General features: G+C 71.5%; 17 protein-coding genes and 1 pseudogene. 11 read left to right on the top strand and 7 right to left on the bottom strand.

What is annotated here, in order from left to right; genetic code table 11:
• Positions 1-68: 68 nt before the first annotated feature.
• Positions 69-641 carry an HD domain-containing protein gene (locus AB0I68_RS03295; RefSeq protein WP_363175467.1) on the bottom strand — a complete coding sequence of 191 codons (573 nt, stop codon included), beginning with the start codon at positions 639-641 and terminating at the stop codon, positions 69-71.
• A gap of 685 nt (positions 642-1,326) precedes the next feature.
• Between AB0I68_RS03295 and AB0I68_RS03290 the strand changes: the two genes are divergently transcribed.
• The 4 genes from AB0I68_RS03290 (at position 1,327) to AB0I68_RS03275 (ending at position 4,178) form a co-directional block, all read left to right on the top strand.
• Complete coding sequence (locus tag AB0I68_RS03290; RefSeq protein WP_363175466.1) at positions 1,327-2,373, top strand: radical SAM protein; 1,047 nt, start codon at positions 1,327-1,329, stop codon at positions 2,371-2,373.
• A complete protein-coding gene (amcA, locus tag AB0I68_RS03285) occupies positions 2,351-2,587 on the top strand; it encodes a multiple cyclophane-containing RiPP AmcA (RefSeq protein ID WP_363175465.1) in 237 nt (78 codons plus the stop codon). Before AB0I68_RS03290 ends, amcA begins: the two co-directional genes overlap by 23 nt.
• Positions 2,588-2,650: 63 nt before the next feature.
• A complete protein-coding gene (locus tag AB0I68_RS03280; protein ID WP_363175464.1) occupies positions 2,651-3,325 on the top strand; it encodes a pentapeptide repeat-containing protein in 675 nt (224 codons plus the stop codon).
• Between the two features lie 13 nt (positions 3,326-3,338).
• Complete coding sequence (locus AB0I68_RS03275) at positions 3,339-4,178, top strand: hypothetical protein (RefSeq protein ID WP_363175463.1); 840 nt, start codon at positions 3,339-3,341, stop codon at positions 4,176-4,178.
• Positions 4,179-5,455: 1,277 nt separating this feature from the next.
• Here AB0I68_RS03275 and AB0I68_RS03270 read toward each other — a convergent pair.
• From AB0I68_RS03270 to AB0I68_RS03250, 5 genes are all read right to left on the bottom strand, one after another.
• Entirely contained in the window at positions 5,456-9,346 is a 3,891-nt protein-coding gene (locus AB0I68_RS03270) for a multifunctional oxoglutarate decarboxylase/oxoglutarate dehydrogenase thiamine pyrophosphate-binding subunit/dihydrolipoyllysine-residue succinyltransferase subunit (RefSeq protein ID WP_363175462.1), read from the bottom strand.
• 259 nt (positions 9,347-9,605) lie between these two features.
• Entirely contained in the window at positions 9,606-10,658 is a 1,053-nt protein-coding gene (locus tag AB0I68_RS03265) for a HAMP domain-containing sensor histidine kinase (RefSeq protein ID WP_363175737.1), read from the bottom strand.
• 68 nt (positions 10,659-10,726) lie between these two features.
• Positions 10,727-11,467 carry a response regulator transcription factor gene (locus AB0I68_RS03260; protein WP_363175461.1) on the bottom strand — a complete coding sequence of 247 codons (741 nt, stop codon included), beginning with the start codon at positions 11,465-11,467 and terminating at the stop codon, positions 10,727-10,729.
• Between the two features lie 429 nt (positions 11,468-11,896).
• Positions 11,897-13,153, bottom strand: coding sequence for a hypothetical protein (locus tag AB0I68_RS03255; RefSeq protein WP_363175460.1), 1,257 nt, complete (start codon positions 13,151-13,153; stop codon positions 11,897-11,899).
• 190 nt (positions 13,154-13,343) lie between these two features.
• A complete protein-coding gene (locus AB0I68_RS03250; protein ID WP_363175459.1) occupies positions 13,344-13,538 on the bottom strand; it encodes a hypothetical protein in 195 nt (64 codons plus the stop codon).
• Between the two features lie 73 nt (positions 13,539-13,611).
• Here AB0I68_RS03250 and AB0I68_RS03245 point away from each other — a divergent pair, with 73 nt between their 5' ends.
• The 3 genes from AB0I68_RS03245 (at position 13,612) to AB0I68_RS03235 (ending at position 16,551) form a co-directional block, all read left to right on the top strand.
• Complete coding sequence (locus tag AB0I68_RS03245; protein WP_363175458.1) at positions 13,612-15,378, top strand: hypothetical protein; 1,767 nt, start codon at positions 13,612-13,614, stop codon at positions 15,376-15,378.
• Between the two features lie 100 nt (positions 15,379-15,478).
• Entirely contained in the window at positions 15,479-16,309 is an 831-nt protein-coding gene (locus AB0I68_RS03240) for a helix-turn-helix transcriptional regulator (protein WP_363175457.1), read from the top strand.
• 2 nt (positions 16,310-16,311) lie between these two features.
• Positions 16,312-16,551: a DUF397 domain-containing protein gene (locus AB0I68_RS03235; RefSeq protein ID WP_363175456.1), complete on the top strand. Its 240-nt coding sequence runs from the start codon at positions 16,312-16,314 to the stop codon at positions 16,549-16,551.
• On the opposite strand, the gene AB0I68_RS03230 is transcribed toward AB0I68_RS03235, so the two are convergent.
• The gene (locus AB0I68_RS03230) at positions 16,548-17,075 is read right to left on the bottom strand and encodes an N-acetyltransferase (protein ID WP_363175455.1); all 528 of its coding nucleotides are present in this window, start codon (positions 17,073-17,075) and stop codon (positions 16,548-16,550) included. The genes AB0I68_RS03235 and AB0I68_RS03230 overlap by 4 nt on opposite strands.
• A gap of 313 nt (positions 17,076-17,388) precedes the next feature.
• Here AB0I68_RS03230 and AB0I68_RS03225 point away from each other — a divergent pair.
• From AB0I68_RS03225 to lon, 4 genes and pseudogenes are all read left to right on the top strand, one after another.
• Positions 17,389-18,255: pseudogene (locus AB0I68_RS03225) on the top strand (sulfurtransferase); the annotation flags it as partial.
• Entirely contained in the window at positions 18,247-18,789 is a 543-nt protein-coding gene (locus AB0I68_RS03220; protein WP_363175736.1) for a DinB family protein, read from the top strand. The pseudogene AB0I68_RS03225 and the gene AB0I68_RS03220, both read left to right, overlap by 9 nt.
• Before the next feature lie 89 nt (positions 18,790-18,878).
• Entirely contained in the window at positions 18,879-19,634 is a 756-nt protein-coding gene (locus AB0I68_RS03215) for a DUF4097 family beta strand repeat-containing protein (protein ID WP_363175454.1), read from the top strand.
• A 616-nt stretch (positions 19,635-20,250) separates the two neighbouring features.
• A complete protein-coding gene (gene lon / locus AB0I68_RS03210; RefSeq protein WP_363175453.1) occupies positions 20,251-22,647 on the top strand; it encodes an endopeptidase La in 2,397 nt (798 codons plus the stop codon).
• Positions 22,648-22,660: the final 13 nt, after the last annotated feature.

Below are 22,660 nucleotides of genomic sequence, written 5' to 3'. Positions count from 1 at the left end.
CTGACCCCTACGCCAAGCCCCCGCACCGGCATCCCAGTCGACCGCGGGGGCTTTCGTGTTCTGTGGGGTCAGCGGAGAAAGGTCTGCCGCCACTCCAAAGGCGACATGTTCAGCGCCGCCTCGGCCAGTTCCCGGGCGGACGCCGTCTTGAGGCTGTTCAGGGAGGTGTCGATCCAGTCCTGGACGAGCGTGTTGCCCTGGGCCCTGTATTCCAATGCCTGCACCAGGCACTCCAGCTTGTCCGCGTCCTTCGCCACGATCGCCTCCGGGCTGTCGTTGGCCTCGTACTCAGCCACCACCCGCTGCACCCCGGCCTTGACCGCAGGGTGCGCGCGGGCGACCTGGTCGGCGGTGACCGTCGCGTTGCTGGCCGCGTCGATGTAGCGGCGGCCGATGTGTGGGATGTCCCCGATCCGGGTTTCCTGCGTGTCGTGGAAGAGGCACATCAGGGCGACCTTCGCCGGGTCGACGCCTTCCATCATGGCCAGCACGGAGCCGATGATCCCCACACGGAACGAGTGGTCGGCGATCGACTCGGGGTTGTTGTTCCCGGTGAACCACCACCCGGTCCGCTTGGCCTGCTTCATGACGCCCATCTCGAAGATGAACCCGGCCGTCCCTTTCGCCGTCTCGTCTGCCATGTGGTGACCTCCGCTCTCAGGTGCGATCACCGTGTCCGCCGCGACCGTACGTTCAAGAAGCCGAAACGGACAGGCCCCAAACGGGGAATGCCCGTTGACGCTGTCACCCCCGCATGGGTGGCCTCCACGCAGTGGGCCGCGTGCCCGTCCCCAACGCCGCCAGCGTCCCGCTGCATCCCCCGTCGGAGAGGAGCAACGCCGTGGACAGCACCATCCCCGCCGCACGCCCGACGCCAGCGGCCGGACGTACACCTCGCCGGAACCCCGACCGGGAGCACCAAGCCGAGCCTTGCGCGTCCGCGCGACCAGCGGCTGGGAGAAGTTCATGCGCCGCTGCGACCTCAGCACTCGGCAGGAGAGCAGCGCGTGAACACGGCACTCCGCCCCGCATCCCACCAGAAGCGGCCCGGCTGGCTCTACGAGGAGGCCCGCGTCTTCGACCCCGGCCGCGAGCCCGAGGCGACCGTGCAGTTCATGGGGCCGTTGAGGACCTCCAGACCCGGCGCTTCATGCCCTGCACATGTTCCTCCGGCCCGAGGGTGGGGGCGTCGAATGGATCGTCGTCCCCGAAGTTCCCCGCCAGGCCCACGAACGCCTGCTCGCACCCGAGAGGAGCACGATGTCAACCCGCCTTGCCCGTGTCCCCGGTTCGGTGATCATGCAGCCGACCACAGAGTGCCTCCCCATGAACTGCACATACTGCTACCTGCCGTTCCGCAAGGTTAAGAACCTCATGCCCGTGGACATCGCCGAGGCTGTGGCCGGCCCGGTCAACGTATGGGCGGCGGCGAATCCGAAGTTCGAGGTCGTGTGGCACGGCGGGGAGCCGCTGGCGGCCGGCCGCGAGCACCTGGCCGCCCTCATGTCCCCCTTCAAGAGCGTGAAGCACTCCGTACAGACGAACGCGGCCCTCGTGGATGACGCCTGGTGCGAGTTCCTGCTGGAGCACGACGTACACGTGGGGGTCAGCATCGACGGCCCCGAGGACATGAACAGCCACCGCGTCACCCTCGCCGGACACCCGGGCTTCCGCGTCACCATGCGTGGGATCGAGCGCCTGCGCCGCAACGGCATCCCGTACTCCGCCATCGCGGTCGTATCCGACCCCGATCCGACCGACGCCATCCGCTTTTACGAGTTCTTCGCCGACCTGGGCGTGACCACCCTCGGCGTCAACGTCGAAGAGGAGGAAGGCGTCAACACCGGTGCCAAGGCCGCTGACCCCGTGCGAGCAGCGAAGTTCTGGACGGCCCTCGCGGACGCCTGGCGAGCCAACCCGGTCGTGCGGCTGCGGGAGGTACAGCGCGTCCTCAACTTCGCTGGCGCCGTCCTCAAGGGCCACGAGACCGCCCCGCTTCCCGCGTCCTCCCCCTGGGACGCCCTGCCGACCGTCGCCTACGACGGAGGCGTGGTCATGCTGTCCCCGGAGCTGGCCGGGTTCACCGATGCCCGGTTCGGCGACTTCACCACCGGCAACGTGCTGAAGGACGGGTTGGACGTCCTGGTGGCCGAGGCCGAGCAGCGCACCCCCTGGATCTCCGAGTTCTGGGACGGCGTGGACTCTTGCCGCGCCACGTGCGAGTACTTCGCCTTCTGCGGAGGCGCGCACCCAGCGAACCGGTACTTCGAGCACGGGGGCCGGATGGACGGCACCCGTACCTCGTACTGCACGACCTCGAAAGTCGCCCTTCTGGAAGGAGTCGTTCGACATGTCCGCGAACATCGCCGCTGACCTTGTGCTGGACTCGGGTCCGGCCTTCACATCCCTGCTGGAGGCGGCCGGCTCCCAGAGCATCGCGCGCTGGGGGAACGCCTGGAACAACGCCGACTTCGACAACAGCCCCACCGTCAGCGCCGCGAACACCTTCGACAATCGGCCGACTTGGGACAACCCCACGCCGGTCTTCGACAATCGCCCGACCTGGGACAACTGGAAGAACAAGTAATCCCCTCGGGGCGGTCCTGCCAGCAGTACGGGGCTGCCCCGGCACACCCTGAAGGAGAACCCCATGGCCACCCGTACCTTGGGCTACGTCACCGTCACCCTGCCCGACCTGGACGAGCCCGGCATCTACCTGTCCCGCGTCGACATGCTCGACAGCCCGCGCGGCGCCGTGCAGGACTTCACGTACGGAGACGCCGAGCTTCGCTCGCTCGAACTCACGGACGCCCAGCTCATCACCGGCCGTATCACCGGCGTGCACGCCAAGCGGGTCGAGTTCGAGGCCCTCAACCTGCATGGTGTCGAGATCACCGGCAGCGACCTTGGAGCGGCCCGCTGGAGCGAGAGCAAGCTGACCCGCGTTGTCGTGCGTGACTGCAAGCTGATGGGCGCCGCCCTGGACAGCCTGGTGCTCGATGACGTCCTCTTCGAGAGCTGCAAGTTCGACTTCGCCACCTTCGAGAAGGTCCGTGCCACAGGCCCCGTCGCCTTCACCGGCTGCGCTTTCACCGAGGCCACGTTCACCGACTGCGACCTGACCGACGCCGTGTTCTCCGACTGCGGGCTGAAACTGACCGAGTTCGGTGCCGGCCGCTACCGGGATCTGGACCTGCGCGGAAACGATCTGAGCACGATCCGCGGAGCCGGCCACCTCGCGAAGATCCGCATCGACCACGGGCAGCAGATCCAGCTTGCCGAGGCCCTCGTGGACGAACTCCAGATCGCCCTCGGCGACGACTGACCGGAGGAAAGCCGTGCCCCTGCACCTGGCCGTCAACGACGTGGACGCCTTACGCGAGCGGTGCGAAACCGCCGAGGTCCGCACCATCAGGGACAGGCCCGAGTACGAGAGGGGCGCCGTCATCCCGTCCGGGCTCTGGCAGCCACTCACCGAGCCTGTCGGCCGCACGCTGACCGCACCCTCCTGGACTCCGCCGAGCACCCTCGTGGAGATCGTCCGACCGCCCGAGCCCGGCGAGGACGACCAGGAGCACCTCGCGGACGAGATGTGCGATCCGGATGTCCAGTACCTCGGCCAGGCCCGTGCCAAGGCGAACATGACGACGACGACCGAGAACTACGCGGCCGGCCTGCTGCTCGGTCTGCACCTCGACAACTGGGACAAGCTGATCCACGGCGCGAAAGCACGCGGCCGGCGAAGGCTCGCCCTCAACCTTGGCCCCGGCACCAGGTACATCATCCTCGGCGGCTTGGACGCACAGGCCGTTTGCCGGGCCGTTCACCCGGACGACTACGCCCTCCGCCACCCCCACACCAACGACTACCGCGAACACGTCGCCGCCGGGAACCCGATCCGCGTCGTACGGGTCCGCATCTCGCCCGGAGAGGGCTACATCGCGCCCACGGAGTACCTGCTGCACGACGGCTCCACCGAAAGGCCAGGACGAGCCGTCCGCCATGGCCTTCTGGCTCGGCCACTGGTCCCGCGGAGTCCTGCCCTCCCTCATATGAGACGCCCGGCCGGAGGCGGATGCTCCTATGCGGGCTCACCGCCCAAACATCGATGGGCGTCGGCGGACAGCCCCATACCGATTCTCACGCCCGCGAGGCGTCATCCGCAGGTGAACGGCTGACTCCTATGAGGTCACGGACGCCCGTCCGGTCGCCTGCGGTGGCCCTCCGCGCGAGCCGACGCATCCCCTGAAGGACAGCCAGTCGGCGTCGGTCAGTCCGTGAGTCAAACCCGGCGGAGAAACCACCACACATCCTCAGTGTCCAATCCCCTACTTGTCGAGCGGCGGCGTTGCGCAAGGAGGGAGTCGCGGTGAGCGAAGTTCCGAAGCGGCCCCGTCGGGTCTGCCCGCACGGCTCCGGGGTGACCGTCATGCTGGACCCCGAAACGGGCGCCTCCCGGAGCGTCGCGTGCTAGGCATGCTCCAGGCCTGAAGCCTGATCCGCGACCAGCCCATGCCAGGCTGATTGACGCCAGGTCACCTCAGCCGCGTAGCGATCTGTGGCGGCCTATGCCCAGCTCCGGACGGCCGTCGGACGCCGTCGGTGAGGAGCGCGTAGCGATCAGATGCGATTGGCGGCTCCCGATGGGGTGCTGGTCGCTGTTTCGTGCGGGTAGAGCCGCCACCGACCCGGAACATGCCTGCGTATGGGCCCCGGGCGGACGTCTGCTCGATGCCCGGGCCCCCGACCCTGCCCGGCCGGGGTGGCGGCGCTTGGCCAGCCGCCCCAGGGAACCGGGCAGCCGCTCCGTGGTCTGCCCGTGTGCGTCCTTCCGACCCGTGCCGTTCTTTTGGGGGCTTCCCGGCAGTCTTCGTATGTCCGGGCCGGGGCGGTCTGTCCAGGGTGGCCGGAGGCCATCGCGCAGCAATGCCTCGTAGTTAAGCTCTCCCGCCTGCTGTCAAGCGGCCCGCCAGGGAGGGAGCACCGGGGCAAGCGTCCCGGTCTGTCCATTTCCGACGCCTCTCAGCAAGAGATGCCGGGGCTCCGTGGTGCCCGTTTCGCCCCGGTTGGCAACCGGGGTGGCTCCTTAAGTACGCGGCATTGCATCGCGCAGCGACGCGACCGGAGGGAGCGCCCTTGACAGGGCGGCTCGGACCGGAGAGACGATGAGACTGACGGGAAACCCCCAAACCCTCCCTGATCCGGGGTGATTGGGTGCCGAACCCCGAAGCCGTCGGCCCACCGGCCGACTCGGCTCAGCGGAATGCCGCTGCCCCCGACCCCGTCCGGCGATTCACCTTGCCTTATCTCGCCGCGGGTGGGGGCGGGTGGGTAACCACCGCGCAGCGGTGATGGGGAGAGGGGGTGAAGGCCCCGAGCAAGCGAAGCCGGCGGACAGCCGGAAGGCCCGGCCCCTCGGGGGCCGGGCCTTCCGCCGTTCGAGCTAGCGCAGTGCTTACGCCTCGAAGACCTCGTTCAGCAGGAGCTGCTGCTCCGCCTGGTGGCGCTTGGCGGAGCCCACCGCCGGGGACGAGCCGTGCGGGCGCGAGATGCGCCGCAGGCGCTCGCCCGCCGGGACGTCCGCGCCGACCGCCAGGTCGAGGTGGTCGATCAGGTTCAGCGCGATGAACGGCCACGCACCCTGGTTCGCCGGCTCCTCCTGCGCCCAGATGTACTTCGCCGCGTTCGGGAACTTGGCGATCTCCGCCTGGAGCTCCGCACCCGGCAGCGGGTACAGCCGCTCGATGCGGATGATCGCGGTGTCCGTGATGCCGCGCTTCTCCCGCTCGGCCTCCAGGTCGTAGTAGACCTTGCCCGCGCAGAAGACGACCTTGCGGACCGCGTTCGGGTCCACCGTCCCGTCGCCGATGACCGGACGGAACGAGCCGTTCGTGAACTCCTCCGCCTTCGACGCCGCCGCCTTCAGACGCAGCATCGACTTCGGGGTGAAGACGATCAGCGGCTTGTGGTGCGGGTTGTGGACCTGCCAGCGCAGCAGGTGGAAGTAGTTCGACGGCAGGGTCGGCATCGCGACCGTCATGTTGTTCTGCGCGCAGAGCTGGAGGAAGCGCTCCGGGCGGGCGGACGAGTGGTCCGGGCCCTGGCCCTCGTAGCCGTGCGGCAGGAGCAGCGTGACACCGCTGGTCTGGCCCCACTTCTGCTCCGCGGAGGAGATGAACTCGTCGACGACGGTCTGCGCGCCGTTGACGAAGTCACCGAACTGGGCCTCCCAGAGGACCAGCGCGTCCGGGCGGGCCAGCGAGTAGCCGTACTCGAAGCCCATGGCCGCGTACTCCGAGAGCAGCGAGTCGTAGACGTTGAAGCGGGCCTGGTCGTCCGCCAGGTACTGCAGCGGGGTGTAGTCCTCGCCGGTCTCCCGGTCGATCAGCACCGCGTGGCGCTGGCCGAACGTGCCGCGGCGGGAGTCCTGGCCGGACAGCCGGACCGGGGTGCCCTCCATCAGCAGCGAGCCGAAGGCGAGGGTCTCGCCCATGCCCCAGTCGATGGTGCCCTCGTCGATCATCGACGCGCGGCGCTGCAGCTGCGGCTGCAGACGCGGGTGCACGGTGACGTGGTCGGGGACGTTGACCTGGGACTCGGCGATCCGCTTGACGACGTCCTGCGAGACCGCGGTGGTCACCGCCACCGGGAAGTCGGCCTGCGAGGCCGGGGTGACCGGCGGGGCGACCGCGGGCTGCGTGGCGGCCTCGCGGACCTCCGCGAAGACCTTCTCCAGCTGGCCCTGGAAGTCCTGGAGCGCCTGCTCCGCCTCTTCCAGCGTGATGTCGCCGCGACCGATGAGGGACTCGGTGTACAGCTTGCGCACCGAGCGCTTCTTGTCGATCAGGTCGTACATCAGCGGCTGCGTGAACGCCGGGTTGTCCGACTCGTTGTGACCGCGGCGGCGGTAGCAGATGAGGTCGATGACGACGTCCTTGTTGAACGCCTGGCGGAACTCGAAGGCGAGCCGCGCGATGCGGACCACGGCCTCCGGGTCGTCACCGTTCACGTGGAAGATCGGCGCCTCGATCATGCGGGCCACGTCGGTCGCGTACATCGAGGAACGCGAGGACTCCGGGGCGGCGGTGAAGCCGACCTGGTTGTTGATCACGACGTGGACGGTGCCGCCGGTGCGGTAGCCGCGCAGCTGCGACATGTTCAGCGTCTCGGCGACGACACCCTGGCCGGCGAAGGCCGCGTCACCGTGCAGGGCGACGGGCAGGACGGTGAAGTCCGTGCCGCCCTTGTTGATGACGTCCTGCTTGGCGCGGACCACGCCCTCCAGGACCGGGTCCACCGCCTCCAGGTGCGAGGGGTTGGCGACGAGCGAGACCTTGATCTGCTCCCCGTCCAGGCCCGTGAAGGTGCCCTCGGCGCCCAGGTGGTACTTGACGTCGCCGGAGCCGTGCATGGACTTCGGGTCGAGGTTGCCCTCGAACTCGCGGAAGATCTGCGCGTACGACTTGCCGACGATGTTCGCGAGCACGTTCAGGCGGCCGCGGTGGGCCATGCCGATCGCGACCTCGTCGAGACGGGCCTCGGCGGCCGAGTCGATGACGGCGTCGAGCAGCGGGATGACGGACTCGCCGCCCTCCAGGGAGAAGCGCTTCTGGCCGACGTACTTCGTCTGCAGGAACGTCTCGAAGGCCTCCGCCGCGTTCAGGCGGCGCAGGATCCGCAGCTGCTCCTCGCGCTCCGGCTTGGAGTGCGGGCGCTCGATGCGGTCCTGGATCCAGCGGCGCTGCTTCGGGTCCTGGATGTGCATGAACTCGACGCCGGTGGTGCGGCAGTACGAGTCGCGCAGCACGCCGAGGATGTCGCGGAGCTTCATCATCGACTTGCCGGAGAAGCCGCCGACCGCGAACTCGCGCTCCAGGTCCCACAGGGTGAGGCCGTGCTCGGTGATGTCGAGGTCGGGGTGCTTGCGCTGCTTGTACTCCAGCGGGTCGGTGTCGGCCATGACGTGGCCGCGGACCCGGTAGGAGTGGATCAGCTCGAAGACGCGGGCGGCCTTCGTGACGTCGTCGTCGTGCGAGGCGTCGATGTCCCGGAACCAGCGGACCGGCTCGTACGGGATGCGCAGGGCCTCGAAGACGTCGTCGTAGAAGCCGTTCTCGCCGAGCAGCATGTTCGCGACGATGCGCAGGAACTCGCCGGAGGCCGCGCCCTGGATGACCCGGTGGTCGTAGGTCGAGGTCAGGGTCATGACCTTGGAGATGCCCAGCTTGTTCAGGGTGTCCTGGGAGGTGCCCTGGAACTCGGCCGGGTAGTCCATGGAGCCGACGCCCATGATGACGGACTGTCCGGGCATCAGGCGGGGCACGGAGTGGACGGTGCCCAGGCCGCCGGGGTTGGTGAGCGAGACGGTGACGCCGGTGAAGTCGTCCATCGTCAGCTTGCCGACGCGGGCGCGGCGGACGATGTCCTCGTACGCCTGCCAGAACTCGAAGAAGTTGAGGGTCTCGGCCTTCTTGATGCCGGCGACGACGAGCTGGCGGTCGCCGTTCGGCTTCACCAGGTCGATCGCGAGGCCGAAGTTCACGTGCTCCGGCTTGACCAGGGTCGGCTTGCCGTCCTTCTCCGCGAAGGAGTAGTTCATCGACGGCATGGCCTTGATGGCCTGCACCATCGCGTAGCCGATGAGGTGGGTGAAGGAGATCTTCCCGCCCCGGGCGCGCTTCAGGTGGTTGTTGATGACGATGCGGTTGTCGAACAGCAGCTTCACCGGGACGGCGCGGACGGACGTGGCCGTCGGCACATCGAGGGAGGCGTTCATGTTCTTGGCGACCGCGGCGGCCGGGCCGCGGAGCGTCACCAGCTCGGGGCCCGCGGGGGCCTCGGCGGCGGGCGCGGCCTTGGGGGCGGCGACAGGGGCGGCGGCCGGAGCCGGGGCCTGAGGGGCGGGCGCGGCCGGTGCGGCGGCCTGGGCCTGGGAGGTGACAGTCACAGCAGGGGCACCAGAGGGAGTGGCAGGAGCAGGGGCAGGAGCTGACACAGGTGTGGGCGCGGCGGCGAGAGAGGGCGCGGCGGCGCTCGCCGCCCCCGTGGCGGCGGCGTCGGAGACCTGCGGAGCTGCGGCGACGGCGGTGGCGGCCTGTGCGGAGGCGCCGTCCGTCGTCGGGGACTTCTTGGGTTCGTCCGGCTTCACCGGAGACGCAGTGCCCCCCGGCTTGTAGTCGGCGAAGAAGTCCCACCAGGCCCGGTCGACCGCATTCGGGTCCTGGAGGTACTGCTGATAGATCTCGTCGACGAGCCACTCATTGGCGCCGAAGCCTGAGGCAGGGGTCTTCCCGCCCTCTGCTGCTTCGGTCGTGGTGCTCGGGTTACTGGGGGACTGTGGCGACACGGCGGCAACCGCCCTCTTCCGCTTCACAAGGTATGGACAGCGGGAATAAAGGCTACGCCTCCCGGGCCGCTGGATGCAGACCGGGCGGGACTTCCGTCACGTAGGTCACACCGAACGGCGGGTTTCACCGCTCTGAATGGCGGGAAACTAGCGTGGTTCGGGTAGGGGGCACCGTGGTTGCGGCCCCCATGGCTTCGCACCCCTGACGGACCCCGGGCACGTGTGGCCGAGATCATGTCCTACGCACTCGAACCCTACGTCAATGTGACGCCTGGGAGCTGCCCGGAAGCGTGACGAGGATGCGGCAGCCGCGTGACGATTCGGCCACTCCGATATGCCCTCCGTGCAGGCCGACGGCCCAGCGGGCGATGGCCAGGCCCAGTCCGGTACCGCCGTCGCCGCCGTTCGCGCTGCCCCGGTTGAACCGCTCGAAGACCCGGTGCCGCTCCGCCTCCGGGATGCCGGGGCCCTCGTCGCGTACTTCGAGCGCGAGACTCCCGGGCGCGTCGCCGGTCCGGGCACGGACGGTGACCCGGCCGTGCGGCGGGCTGTGCTTGACCGCGTTGTCGATCAGGTTCGCCACCACCTGGTGCAGACGCTCGGCGTCCGCGTACGCCGTGAGCTCGGGCGGGAACACGTCCAGATGCAGATGCACGTCGTTGCGGGTGTGCCCGCCGGAGCCGGAGAGCAGCCCCGGCCGGCCGGCGGCCGCGAGGCCCGACTCCTTCAGGACCCCCGACAGGTACGGCCACACCTCGAAGCGGCGGGCCCGCAGCGGGACCACTCCGTTGTCCACCCGGGAGAGGTCCAGCAGGGTCTCCACGAGCCGGCCCAGGCGCTCGGTCTGCTTCAGCATCGTCCGCATGGTCTCCGGATCGGCCTCGGAGACCCCGTCCACGACGTTCTCCAGCACCGCCCGCAGCGCGGCGATCGGGGTGCGCAGCTCGTGCGAGACGTTGGCGACCAGCTCCTTGCGGTGCTGGTCGACCGCCTCCAGGTCGTCCGCCATCAGGTTGATCGTGGAGGCCAGGTCGCCCAGCTCGTCGCGGCGCCCGGCCCCGCGCACCCGGCGGGTGTAGTCCCCGTGGGATATCGCGCGGGCCACCCGGGTCATGTCGTCCAGCGGCGCCGTCAGGCTGTGCGCCACGAACTGGGTGATCAGCATCGAGGCGATCACCGAGAACACCGTGATGAACCGCAGTTCGGTGTCCGTGCGCAGGGCCACCATCAGCAGGCCCGTCGTGATGAAGACCGACACCACGACGAGCGTGCCGAGCTTGGTCTTGATCGAGAACGGGGAGTACGGCCGCAGTCCCCCGGTGCGAGCACCGGCTCCACCGGGGTGGCCGACGCCGCGCCCCCGGTCGGGGCGCCCGGCGCTCACGCCTGGGCCGGGGTCTCCAGGGCGTACCCGACGCCGTGGACCGTACGGATCCGCTCCGCCCCGATCTTCCGGCGCAGGGCCTTGATGTGGCTGTCGACCGTACGGGTCCCGGACGCGTCGGCCCAGTCCCACACCTCGGCGAGCAGCTGCTCCCGCGAGAGCACCGCCCGCGGGGTCCCGGCCAGGCACACCAGCAGGTCGAACTCGGTGGGCGTGAGGTGTACGTCCTCGGTCTGCACCCGGACCCGGCGCTGTGCGTGGTCGATCTCCAGATCGCCCAGGCGCAGGGTGGCCCCGCGCGGGGCGGTGGCGGCCAGGGTGGCCCGCTCCACGCGCCGCAGCAGGACGTGGACCCGCGCCGCGAGCTCGCGCATCGAGAACGGCTTGGTCATGTAGTCGTCCGCACCGACGCCGAGCCCGACCAGCATGTCGGTCTCGTCGTCCCGGGCGGTGAGCATCAGTACCGGCACCGGCCGCTGCGCCTGGACCCGGCGGCAGACTTCCAGGCCGTCGAAGCCGGGCAGCATGACGTCGAGGACCAGCAGCTCGGGCTGCCAGCTCTCGGCCGCAGCCACGGCGGCCGGGCCGTCGAACGCGGCCTGAACCTGGAACCCCTCGGCGCGCAGCCGGGCCGCGATGGCGTCGGCGATCGTGCGATCGTCCTCGACCACGAGCACGCGCCGCTGCGCGCCTGGGGTGGCCGCGGCTCCGCCGTGGGTGGTGTGTGTCTGTTCCATTTCCCGCCCCTGAAGATCCGCGTGGTAGGGGTGCAGCGTAGAGGAGGCACCGGCCTGCGGCTATGCGGGGTTCGGACAGGGAAACCAGCGGAAGCGATGATTCCGATTATGGCGGGAATGGGGATATGGGCGGTGATGCCGGGTGGTCGTCCCCCCACGGCACGGCCACCCGGTGCGCGGTGATCGTCGGCAACCGCGCGCTTTTTGTCGACCCCCTACAGGGCCGGGCCGTGGCCGTGCGGGAACACCGGGTCGACCGTGCCGTTCGGGACATCCGGCCGCGAGGCCTGCGCCGCCGCCATCGAGAGACGGGCGTCGCCCGGGGCGAGCTGCGGCCCGGCCCGCCTGCGAGGCGGTCGCCACGGCCCCGCTCCCGGCCGCTGGGGGCGGGGGTGCGGGGCCGTTCCTTCGGGAGCCGCCGGGCAGGCCTCAGCTGCAGCCGGGGCCGGTGCGGGGGCGGGTGCAGAAGTTGGAGCCGGGGCCGCCGTCGTTGGTGTTCGTGCCCGGGCCGCCGTCGAGGGAGTCGCTGCCGTTGCCGCCGAAGAGGGCGTCGTTGCCGTCGCCGCCGTTGAGGTAGTCGGCGCCGTCCTGGCCCTCGATGCGGTCGTTGCCCGCACCGCCGGAGATGCTGTCGTTCCCGGTGCCGCCGCACAGGATGTCGTTCCCGCCGCGGCCGTCGATGACGTCGCTGCCGCCCAGGCCGAAGATGACGTCGTCGCCGGGTGTGCCGATCAGGACGTCGGGACCGTTGGTTCCCGTGATCGTGGCCGTCGCGGTCGCGCAGGTGTCGGGCAGCACGTACGTGATGGTCACCTGCGCGGCTCCCGCCGCGGCGCCGGACGTGCCGCCGGCCGGGACGAGGTTCGACCCGCCACCGCCACCGGCGGGACCCCCCGTGCCGTTCGAGGTGATGGCGTTGCAGCCTCCGCCTCCGCCTCCGCCGAACCAGCCGCCCCCGCCTCCGCCGCCGCCGAAGCCGGTCCCGCCGATGCCGCCGGAGCCGGACTGGCCGTTGGTGCCGTTGGTCGAGGAGTACGTCGGACACGTGACGCCCCCTGCACCGCCCGCGGTCTGGGTGCCACCGCCACCGCCCGTGGCGCCGTTCGGCCTGGAGCCGCCGGTGCCCCCGGTGCTGCCGGCGGCACCGCCGGTGGTCTCGGGAGCCGTGATGGTGGAGCCGCCGTGCCCGCCGCCGCCTCCGCCGCCGCCGACGATGAGGCGCGGGTCGGTGCCCGTGACGCCGGTCAGGGTGCAGCCGGGGGCGGCAGAACTGCAGGTGCGGACGTCGCTGGCGCCGCCCCCGGTGCCTCCGGGGAAGCTCCCGGTGCTGCTGCCGCCGCCGGTGTCGACGTTGACGTACAGGGTGGCGCCCGGGGTGGCGGGGAGGGTGGCGGTGACGGTGCCGCCGGCCCCGCCCGTGCCGCCGTTGCCTCCGTTCTGGCCGGCGGCGCCGGTGGCGGTGACGGACAGCGAGGTGATCCCGGCCGGGACCGTGAAGGGCTGATTGGCGCCCGCGCCGAAGGTGACGGTCACCGGCGCCGCAGCCGCCGGAGTGGCGGTGGGCAGTACCAGCGCCGCCGCCGGCAGCACCGCCGTGGCCAGCAGCAGACCGGCACGCCGTGCCAGACCCCGTGACCGCGGAGCCCGTCGTTCGTTCACAGCATGCCGTGGGTTCAGTCCCACCATCACCACTCCTCGTCGAACGGGCCGCGCCACCCACTCGGAGTGCGCCGCGGACACCGGCTGATCCGCCCGGTCCTCGACCGGGACCACCCGACGATCAAGCCACAGCCGTCCGGCACGGCGCCCGGGGACACACCGCCCCCCGCCCCGTGATCCACCGGGCGGCCCCGTCCCGCCCCGCGCGGCGGAGGCCCTACTGCTCGAACGGGGGCAGCGCGTCCAGCACGTTCTGCAGGCCCGGCGTCAGCGACCCCTGGTCGGCGGCCACCTCGTAGCCGCCGTGCACGAAGACGTAGAGGTACCCGTCGAAGACCGTCGGGCCGCCGGTCGGGACCCGGGGCAGGTGCGCGAAGTCCGCGCCCCCGAGCGCCGCGCGCAGCTTCGTCACCCCGTCCGGTGACAGCTTTCCGGAGCCCGTCGGCTTCGCCTGCCCGTCCAGCCGGGTCCACGAGCCGTCGCCCTTGACCAGCAGAGTGCTCGTCTTCCCGGTGAAGCCCCCGCTGCGGGTGACCGTGACCAGCCGCTCCAGCGCCGAGGAGGGGGCCGGCGGCTGGGGGACGGACGAGGCCGTCGGCGTGCTCGTCGGCTTCCCCGGCGGCGCACCGGTCGTGCTCGACGCGGGTCCGGGTGACGGCTGCGCCGAAGCGGACGCAGTGGTGCTGCTGCTGCTGCCGCTGCCGCCGGACGAGGGACTCGCGGCCGGCCTGTCCGCCGCGCCACCCCCCGAGCCGCACCCGCTCAGGACCACCGCACTCAGCAGCACCGCCGCCACCGCTCGGAACGCGCGCACACCCACCCCCGTAGGTTTTCGGGCCGACCCCCGAGTATGGAGTCGGCACCACCCGTACGGAAAGCACCGGGAGGACGACATCCGCCGCATCGCCGCCTGGCGCTGGCTGCCGCCGCTGCTCGCCGCCCTCCTCGGCCTCTGGGGGCTGCGCCGCGGCGCCAGCATGTGGCGCGACGAGTCCGTCACCTGGCAGGTGGCGCACCGGCCGCTCGGCGGTATCCGGGAGCTGCTCGGGCAGGTCGACGCCGTGCACGGGCTGTACTACCTGCTGATGCACGGGGTCTTCCTGGCCTGGGACGGCGGCGGGCCGGCGGCCGGCGGCCTGTGGGCGCTGCGCCTGCCGTCCGTCGCCGCCACCGCCCTCGCGGCCGCCGGGGTGGCCGCCGTCGCCCACCGGCTCGCGGGGGAGCGGGCCGCGCTGTGCTCCGGAGTGGCCTACGCCGTACTGCCGCCCGTGCAGATGTACGCCCAGGAGGGCCGCTCGTACGCCCTCGTCGCGGCCGCCGTGGTGTGGGCGACGTACCTGATGCTGCGCGAGCGCTGGGTCGGGTACACGACGGTCCTGCTGCTGGGCTGCTGGCTGCACGAGTTCGCGGCACTGGCCCTGCTCGCGCACGCCTTCTGGGCGTGGCGCTCGCGCGGCTGGCGCGTGAGCGCCACGGTGGTGGCGGTCCTGCTGCTGCCGCTGGCCGTGGTGAGCGCGCGGCAGGCGGAGCAGCAGCTGGGCTGGCTCGGACGGCCGGGCTGGCAGGACTGGGCGGCGTACGGGGTGGCCGCGGCGGCCTCGCTGCTGCTCGCGCGGGGGGCCGGGCGGGACCTCGTACGGGTGGCCCTGCCGCTGGTGCTGCTGCCGCCCGGGCTGCTGATGGCGGTCTCGCTCGTGAACCCCTGGTACGTCGACCGGTACGTGCTCTACGCGCTGGCCGGGCTCGCCCTGCTCGCCGGGACCCGGCTGGCGGCGGCGCGGGGGCGGCGGCCGTGGGTACTGGTGGCCGCCCTGCTGGTGCCGTTCGGGTGGTGGTCGGTCTGGCTGCGCACCCCCGAGAGCCGCAGGGACGACGTGCTCGCGGTGGCCGCCACGGTCCGGGAGCGGGCCCGGCCGGGGGACGCGGTGCTGTTCATGCCGTCGCGGCGGCGCGAGTGGCTGCTGTCCTCGCCGCAGGTGTACGGGGGCCTGCGCGACCTCGCCCTGGGCCGCACCCCGGCGGCTTCGCACAGCCTGTGGGGCGCGGAGCTGCCGACGGCGGAGATCTGGGCCCGCCTCGTGGACGCCCCCCGGGTGGTGGCCCTGCAGGACCCGGCGGGCGAGCCGCTGGACCCGTACCCCCGGGAGGCGGTCAAACGGCAGACGCTGGCCTCGCACTTCGACCTCTGCTCGGTGGACGAGGTCCGGGGGGCCCGGATCGTGGTCTACGCCCAGCCGGGCCGCTGCCCGTAAGGTGCCGCTTTTCTGTATTCGCTCCACTGGCGTGCCCGCACAGGTCTACCGTTTTCGTGACCCTGAGCGGCGCTGCATCCGGTTGAGTGGGGGAATCTCCATGGCGAAGACTGACCACAAGGCGATGGCTGGTGGGGCGACCCACATGGTTTCCCATCTGGCGCGGGTATTGAGGCAGAAGGAGAAGCTGACCCAGAAGGAACTGGGACAGAGGGTGGGCTACTCGGGTGCGGCGATCAGCGCGGTGGAGACAGGCGCCCAGCCTGCCAGCGACGAGATGCTGGTCAAGCTGGAGGAGACGATCGGGGCCGGTCTCGGGGCCTTCGAGGTGGCCCGCGAATGGGTCCGGCTGGAAAAATTCCCTCCGTATTTCCAGGACTTCGCCCTACTGGAGCAGGAAGCCCTCAGCCTGTACCTGTTCGAGAATCAGGCGATCTACGGCCTGTTCCAAACGGAGCCCTATGCCCGCGCACTGATGGCGGGCGGCTACCCGGTTCTCTCGACTCAGAGACTCGACGAGCTGGTCGAGGCACGGATGGCCCGCACCGCCCTCTTCGACCGGGAGCCCGCAGCGCTCATCCAGCTCATCCTCGACGAGGCTGCGCTGCGCCGAGGGGTCGGCAACAAGATCATCATGCGCGACCAGTACCGGCACCTGGCGGAGCTCGCCCAGCGTCGCAATGTCAGTGTGCAGGTGCTCCCCCTCGACTGCGGGTTCTCCGGTGAGCACGCGGGCATGCGTGGCGGGATGTATCTCGTCGAAACACCCAAGCACGAGCGTCTGGTTTACCTGGAAATGCAGGACGAGAGCCTGCTGCTCAGCGACGGGGCGAAGGTGAGCACCTATTCACAGCGGTATGCGAGGATCCGCGCACAGGCCCTTGGCCCACGTGAATCACTGGGCCTTGTCGAGCGGTTGGCGGGAGAGTAGCGATGAGCGGCACCTTGCGGTGGTTCAAGTCCAGCTACAGCAACGACGGCGGCGGCGCGTGCGTCGAGGTGGCGTACGACTGGTACAAGTCGAGCTACAGCGACTCCAGCGGCGGCGCGTGCGTCGAAGTGGCCACCTGCACGCACGCCGTCCACGTCCGGGACTCCAAGGACCTCGCCGTCCCGTCCCTGACCGTGGCCCCCGCCGCCTGGGCCGACTTCACCGCCTGGGCGGCGCGCTAACCGCGCAAGTCCTGCATGTAGAACACCTTGTCGTAGCGGTCGTCCCCGACGGCGACGAAGTCGCGGAGGCGGCCGTACTCGGCGAAGCCCAGTGAGCGGTAGAGCCCCAGGGCGTGGGTGTTGTCGCCTCGGGCGTCCAGGGTGAGGACCTCGATCCCTGCGGCCCGGGCGTCCGCGATCAGGGCGGCCGTGAGCGCCCGGCCGATGCCGCGCCCGTGGGCCGCAGCGTCGACCGCGACCTTCTCCAGATCGGCATGCGGCCGGTGCGTCGGCCTGGCGTAGCGCCGCCAGTAGCCCAGTCCGACGAGGCGGCCGCCCAGGTGGGCGACGCGCAGGGCCGCGTCCCCGGACCGGGCCGCGGTGACCACGTCGTCGAGCAGCTGTGCGACCTCGTCCGGCGAGGGCGGGTCGACCCAGCCCAGGGCCGCGCCGCCGGTGATCAGGTCCGCCAGGATCCGGTGCACCGGTTCCGGATCGGGGGTCCACTCGCGGCCGTCCAGGACGGTGATCGTTTCCGGTTCCATGGCCGCACCCTAACGACCTCGGGGAGACGGGGACCTGCACGCCGAAGAGCGCCGGCGCCCGGCGGACGGCCTCGGCCACCGGGAGGCCGACCTCGCCGGCCAGCCGGGCGACCCCGGAGGTGCTCCCGAGCGCCCGGCGGAACGGCCCGCGTTCCCCGTCGTCCTCGGTGAGGGCGTCCAGGGACTCATCCAGGAGCATCCTCGCGAACTCCCCTCCCGGCAAGGCGCGTTGCAACAGCCGTCGGGCCCCGTAGGAGGATGTGCGACGGGCCGTTTCCCTTGCCGAGGCCCGTCCCTCACCCGGAGGTGCCGTATGACCCCGTCCCGTCCTCTCGAGGCCGCCGCCGCCGTCGCCGCTGCCGGGCCCGGACCGCTGGTCGGGGCGGACTGGCTGGCCGGCCGGCTCGGCGAGCCGGGCCTCGTCGTGTTCGACGCCTCCGTCGGCGCCCACCGCGGCGCCGGCCGGCGGATCCCGGGCGCGCGGCCCTTCGACCTCGACGGCGCCCTGTCCGACCACGACGCCCCCGCCCCGCACGCCATGCCCGGGGCCGTCGAGTTCGAGGAGGCGATACGCGCGCTCGGCGTCGACGACATCAGCACCGTCGTCGTCTACGACGGCGCCGGCATCTACTCCAGCGCCCGCGCCTGGTGGATGCTGCGCGCCATGGGCTTCGACCGGGCCGCCGTCCTGGACGGCGGGCTGCCCGCCTGGACCGCCGCCGGACTGCCCGTCGAGGCGTGCGGCCCCGCGTACGAGGGCCCGCGCGGCTCCTTCACCGCCCGGCCGCGGACCGGGCTGCTGGTGGACGCCGACGCGGTCGGCGCGGCCCTGGCCGATCCGGCAGCGGTCGTAGTGGACGCCCGTACCCGCGAGCGCTTCACCGGCACCGCCCCGGAACCGCGGGCCGGGCTGCGCGGGGGGCACATGCCGGGGGCGGTGAACCTGCCGTTCGGGGACCTCCAGCGGGACGGCGGCCTGATGCGGCCCGCCGGGGAACTCCGCGAGGCCTTCGCCGCGTTGAGCGGTGACCGGGAGCGGCTGTACTTCAGCTGCGGTTCGGGTGTGACGGCGTGCGTGCTGGCGCTGGGCGCCACCCTCGCCGGCTACTGCGACCTGGCGGTGTACGACGGCTCGTGGACCGACTGGGCCATGCGCCCGGAGCTGCCCGCGGTGACGGGCCGGCGGGCGGAATTCTTCGCTGCCTCCGAGACCCGCTTCACCGGCTCCACGACGGGCGACGAGCGGATCCTGCTCGCCGACGTCCTGGCGGCGCAGCGCGCGACGCTCGAGCTGAAGTGCGCCGGGCTGGCCGCGGAGCCCCTGTCCCTGCGGTCGGCGGAGCCGTCCACACTCTCGCTGCTCGGCCTGGTCCGGCACCTCGCCGACGTGGAGCGCCGCTGGTTCCGCCGGGTCCTGGCCGGGCAGGAGGTGCCGGCCCTGTTCTCCTCGGAGGCGGACCCGGACGGCGACTTCGACGGGGCGGTGTCCGGCCCGGGGGCCGTCGCGGCGGCGTGGGAGGCCTGGCGGGACGAGGTCGCGTTCGCGGAGTCCTTCGCGGCCGCCGCACCCGACCTGGACGCGGAGGGCGAGGACGGGTGGCGCGGGAAGGTGTCGCTGCGCTGGGTGCTGATCCACATGATCGAGGAGTACGCCCGCCACAACGGGCACGCCGACCTGCTGCGCGAGCGGATCGACGGAGCGGCCGGCTTGTGAGGAGGGGGGCCGGGGTGGTGCCAGCACCACCATGGATCCGGGTGTAGCCGCCATCGGCAGGTGGATCTTGAGTCGGCAGACTCTCGGACATGCCTTCCCACGTCATCTCCCCCCGGCTCTCCCGCACGGCAGTTGTCGCCCTTGCCGCTGGACTGCTGCTCTCCGGATGCTCCCTCGACGACACCGAGCAGAAGACGGCGGCCGCCGACGCCACGGTCGGCGAGGCCGTCACGGCGGTCGAGGTGAAGGAGGCGACGAGCGGCTCCATCGAGGTGACCCCCGGCACGGGCCCGGGGGTCACCGTCCACCGGACCGTCCACTACCGCGGCGACACCGCGCCGACGCCGGGTCAACGGGTCTCCGGAGGCGTCCTCACGTTCACGGACGGCTGCTCCGACACCTGCTACATCGACTATCGCCTGGAGATCCCGGCCTCGGCCACGGTCAAGCTGGAGAGCAGCAGCGGCCGCATCACAGTGGCCGGGGTGGCCGGGGCCGAGCTCTCGTCCTCCTCCGGCGACGTCAGGGCCGACCGGATCGCCGGCCCGCTGAAGGTCCGTACCTCGTCGGGGTCGGTCACCGCCACCGGCCTCACCGGCCCGACCGCGGAGCTCCGCGCCTCCTCGGGCGATGCCAGCCTGACGTTCGCGAAGCCGCCGGCGTCGGTGTCGGCGCAGACCAGCTCGGGGGACATCACCCTCCAGGTCCCGCAGGCCCCGTACCGGATCACGACGGCCACCGCCTCGGGCAAGCAGGACACCCCCCTCCCGACGACCCCGACGGCACCGTCCCGCCTCTCGATCCGCACTTCCTCGGGCGACATCCACATCACACCCACGGACTGAGCACGTCGTTCGGACTGTGGAACGATCCCGGCAGGCGGCTGGCCACTGACGGAGTGACGCCGGTCCCGCGGCGCTTCAGGGGTGTGCTGCGTCAGCGGGCGGAGCACACGCGCCCCACCGACTGGCCTGGCAGGTACGCCGTCCGTTCCTCGCGGGTGAGGCCGCGATTGACGGACTGGCAGATCTTCTTCACTGCTGCGGCCGGCTGGGGGAGTACGACGTTCCACAGCCGCACGGTCTTGTCGAAGCCGCCGGTGGCGAGGGTGCGTCCGTTCCTCCTCCGTCCGAGGAGCCTGATCGCTTACCAGTCTGCGGATGCTCTCCGAGCCGTCACCACCTACCGACAAGGCTCATGTCGCCGACCCCTGACATCTCGTGTCGTCTCCCGCTCCCGCTGACGCTCTGACGTCGTCCGACAGTACGAACCCGCAGCCGTAGGCAAGATCCGGTTTCTCTGTGCAGGCCCGGATGCAAGGTCAATCCGACCTGTGCAAGGTCAGCCGCTACAGGACATCGCCGGAGCGTGTTCGCCGGGGGCGAACGGGGGTTGGGGAACATCGGGGGGCGCACATGCATTGAGTCGGCATAGCTCAACTTCACTGCCGGAGGGAAGATCATGGCTTCGACGTCCGTAACGCTCACTCTGCCCGTGCTGCCGCTCGACGACGAGGTCGTGCTGCCTGGGATGGTCGTTCCGCTGGACCTGTCCGATGCCGAGGTACGGGGGGCCGTCGAGGCCGCCCAGGCGGCGGTCCGGAGCGGGAAGCCCCGGGTGCTGCTCGTGCCGCGGGTCGACGGGAAGTACGCCGGCACCGGTGTGCTCGGGACCGTCGAGCAGGTGGGGCGGCTCTCCGACGGCGATCCGGGGGCGCTCATCCGCGGTGTCGGCCGCGTCCGGATCGGGGCCGGGACCACCGGGCCCGGGGCGGCGCTCTGGGTCGAGGGCGAGAGCGTCGACGAAAGACTGGCCGATCCGCTGCCGGGGTCCGTCACCGAGCTCGTCAAGGAGTACAAGGCGCTCGCCACCAGCTGGCTCAAGAAGCGCGGGGCCTGGCAGGTCGTGGACCGGGTCCAGCAGATCGAAGGGGTGTCCGCGCTCGCCGACAACTCCGGGTACTCGCCGTTCCTGACGGTGGCCCAGAAGGTCGAGCTGCTGGAGACCGCCGACCCCGTGGCACGGCTGGGGCTGGCCGTCACCTGGCTCCGCGAACACCTCGCCGAGCAGGACGTCGCCGAGTCCATCGCCAAGGACGTCCAGGACGGCGTCGACAAGCAGCAGCGCGAGTTCCTGCTGCGCCGCCAGCTGGAGGCCGTACGCAAGGAACTGCGCGAGCTGAACGGGGAGAAGGACGGCGAGGAGTCCGACGACTACCGGGCCCGCGTCGAGGGCGCCGACCTCCCCGAGAAGGTACGGGAGGCCGCGCTCAAGGAAGTCGAGAAGCTGGAGCGGGCCAGCGACCAGTCCCCGGAGGGCTCCTGGATCCGCACCTGGCTGGACACGGTGCTGGAACTGCCCTGGAACGAGCGGACCGAGGACGAGTACGACATCCGCGGGGCCCGGGCCGTCCTCGACGCCGAGCACGCCGGGCTCAGCGACGTGAAGGACCGCATCACCGAGTACCTCGCCGTGCGCAAGCGGCGTTCCGAGCGCGGCATGGGCGTCATCGGCGGCCGCAGGGGCGGGGCCGTGCTCGCGCTCGTCGGGCCTCCGGGCGTCGGAAAGACCTCCCTCGGGGAGTCCGTCGCGCACGCCATGGGGCGCAAGTTCGTACGCGTCGCCCTCGGCGGCGTCCGCGACGAGGCCGAGATCCGCGGCCACCGGCGCACGTACGTCGGCGCGCTGCCCGGCCGGATCGTCCGGGCCATCAAGGAAGCCGGGTCCATGAACCCCGTCGTGCTGCTCGACGAGATCGACAAGGTCGGCTCGGACTTCCGGGGCGACCCGGCGGCCGCGCTGCTGGAGGTGCTCGACCCCGCCCAGAACCACACCTTCCGGGACCACTACCTGGAGGTGGAACTGGACCTGAGCGACGTGGTCTTCCTGGCCACCGCCAACGTCCTGGAGGCCATCCCGGAGGCCCTCGCCGACCGCATGGAGCTCGTCCGCCTCGACGGCTACACCGAGGACGAGAAGGTCGTCATCGCCCGCGACCACCTGCTGCCCCGCCAGCTGGAACGCGCCGGACTCGGCGCCGACGAGGTGGTCCTGGAGGAGGACGCCCTGCGCAGGCTGGCCGGCGAGTACACCCGCGAGGCGGGCGTGCGCACCCTGGAGCGCTCCATCGCCCGCCTGCTGCGCAAGGTGACCTCCCAGCACGAACTGGGGGAGCGGGAGTTGCCGCTGCGCATCGGCGCCGACGACCTGCGGGGGCTCATCGGGCGCCCGCACCACGTCCCGGAGTCCGCGCAGGACCCCGCCGAGCGGCGCACCGCCGTCCCCGGCGTGGCCACCGGGCTCGCCGTGACCGGCGCGGGCGGCGACGTCCTCTTCGTCGAGGCCTCGCTGGCCGACCCCGAGACCGGGGCGGCCGGGCTCACCCTGACCGGGCAGCTCGGCGACGTGATGAAGGAGTCCGCGCAGATCGCGCTCAGCTTCCTGCGCTCGCACGGCGCGGAGCTCGAACTCCCGGTCGCCGACCTGAAGGACCGGGGCGTGCACATCCACTTCCCGGCCGGCGCCGTACCGAAGGACGGACCGAGCGCGGGCATCACCATGACCACCGCCCTCGCCTCGCTGCTGTCGGGCCGACAGGTCCGGACCGACGTGGCCATGACCGGCGAGGTCTCGCTGACCGGGCGCGTCCTGCCCATCGGCGGGGTGAAGCAGAAGCTGCTCGCCGCGCACCGGGCCGGCCTGACCACCGTCATCATCCCGAAGCGGAACGAGGCCGACCTGGACGATGTCCCGTCCGAAGTGCTGGAAGGGCTCGAGGTGCACCCGGTGACGGACGTACGCCAGGTCCTCGAACTGGCGCTCAGCCAGGCGGAGGCGGTCGTCGCCGCAGCCGCCTGATCCCGGCCCCCTG

Origin of the sequence: Streptomyces sp. NPDC050448 (assembly GCF_040655295.1) — a bacterium.
Taxonomy (GTDB): domain Bacteria; phylum Actinomycetota; class Actinomycetes; order Streptomycetales; family Streptomycetaceae; genus Streptomyces.
Note: the sequence above shows the minus strand (reverse complement) of the source record. Positions and strands in the feature narration are given on the sequence as shown.

Bases quoted from the DNA above. Each gene is read 5' to 3' on its own strand.
- AB0I68_RS03295 (WP_363175467.1), bottom strand. From the start codon at position 641: ATGGCAGACGAGACGGCGAAAGGGACGGCCGGGTTCATCTTCGAGATG.
- AB0I68_RS03290 (WP_363175466.1), top strand. From the start codon at position 1,327: ATGAACTGCACATACTGCTACCTGCCGTTCCGCAAGGTTAAGAACCTC.
- amcA (WP_363175465.1), top strand. From the start codon at position 2,351: ATGTCCGCGAACATCGCCGCTGACCTTGTGCTGGACTCGGGTCCGGCC.
- AB0I68_RS03280 (WP_363175464.1), top strand. From the start codon at position 2,651: ATGGCCACCCGTACCTTGGGCTACGTCACCGTCACCCTGCCCGACCTG.
- AB0I68_RS03260 (WP_363175461.1), bottom strand. From the start codon at position 11,467: ATGGAACAGACACACACCACCCACGGCGGAGCCGCGGCCACCCCAGGC.
- AB0I68_RS03255 (WP_363175460.1), bottom strand. From the start codon at position 13,153: ATGGTGGGACTGAACCCACGGCATGCTGTGAACGAACGACGGGCTCCG.
- AB0I68_RS03240 (WP_363175457.1), top strand. From the start codon at position 15,479: ATGGCGAAGACTGACCACAAGGCGATGGCTGGTGGGGCGACCCACATG.
- AB0I68_RS03235 (WP_363175456.1), top strand. From the start codon at position 16,312: ATGAGCGGCACCTTGCGGTGGTTCAAGTCCAGCTACAGCAACGACGGC.
- AB0I68_RS03230 (WP_363175455.1), bottom strand. From the start codon at position 17,075: ATGGAACCGGAAACGATCACCGTCCTGGACGGCCGCGAGTGGACCCCC.
- AB0I68_RS03215 (WP_363175454.1), top strand. From the start codon at position 18,879: ATGCCTTCCCACGTCATCTCCCCCCGGCTCTCCCGCACGGCAGTTGTC.
- lon (WP_363175453.1), top strand. From the start codon at position 20,251: ATGGCTTCGACGTCCGTAACGCTCACTCTGCCCGTGCTGCCGCTCGAC.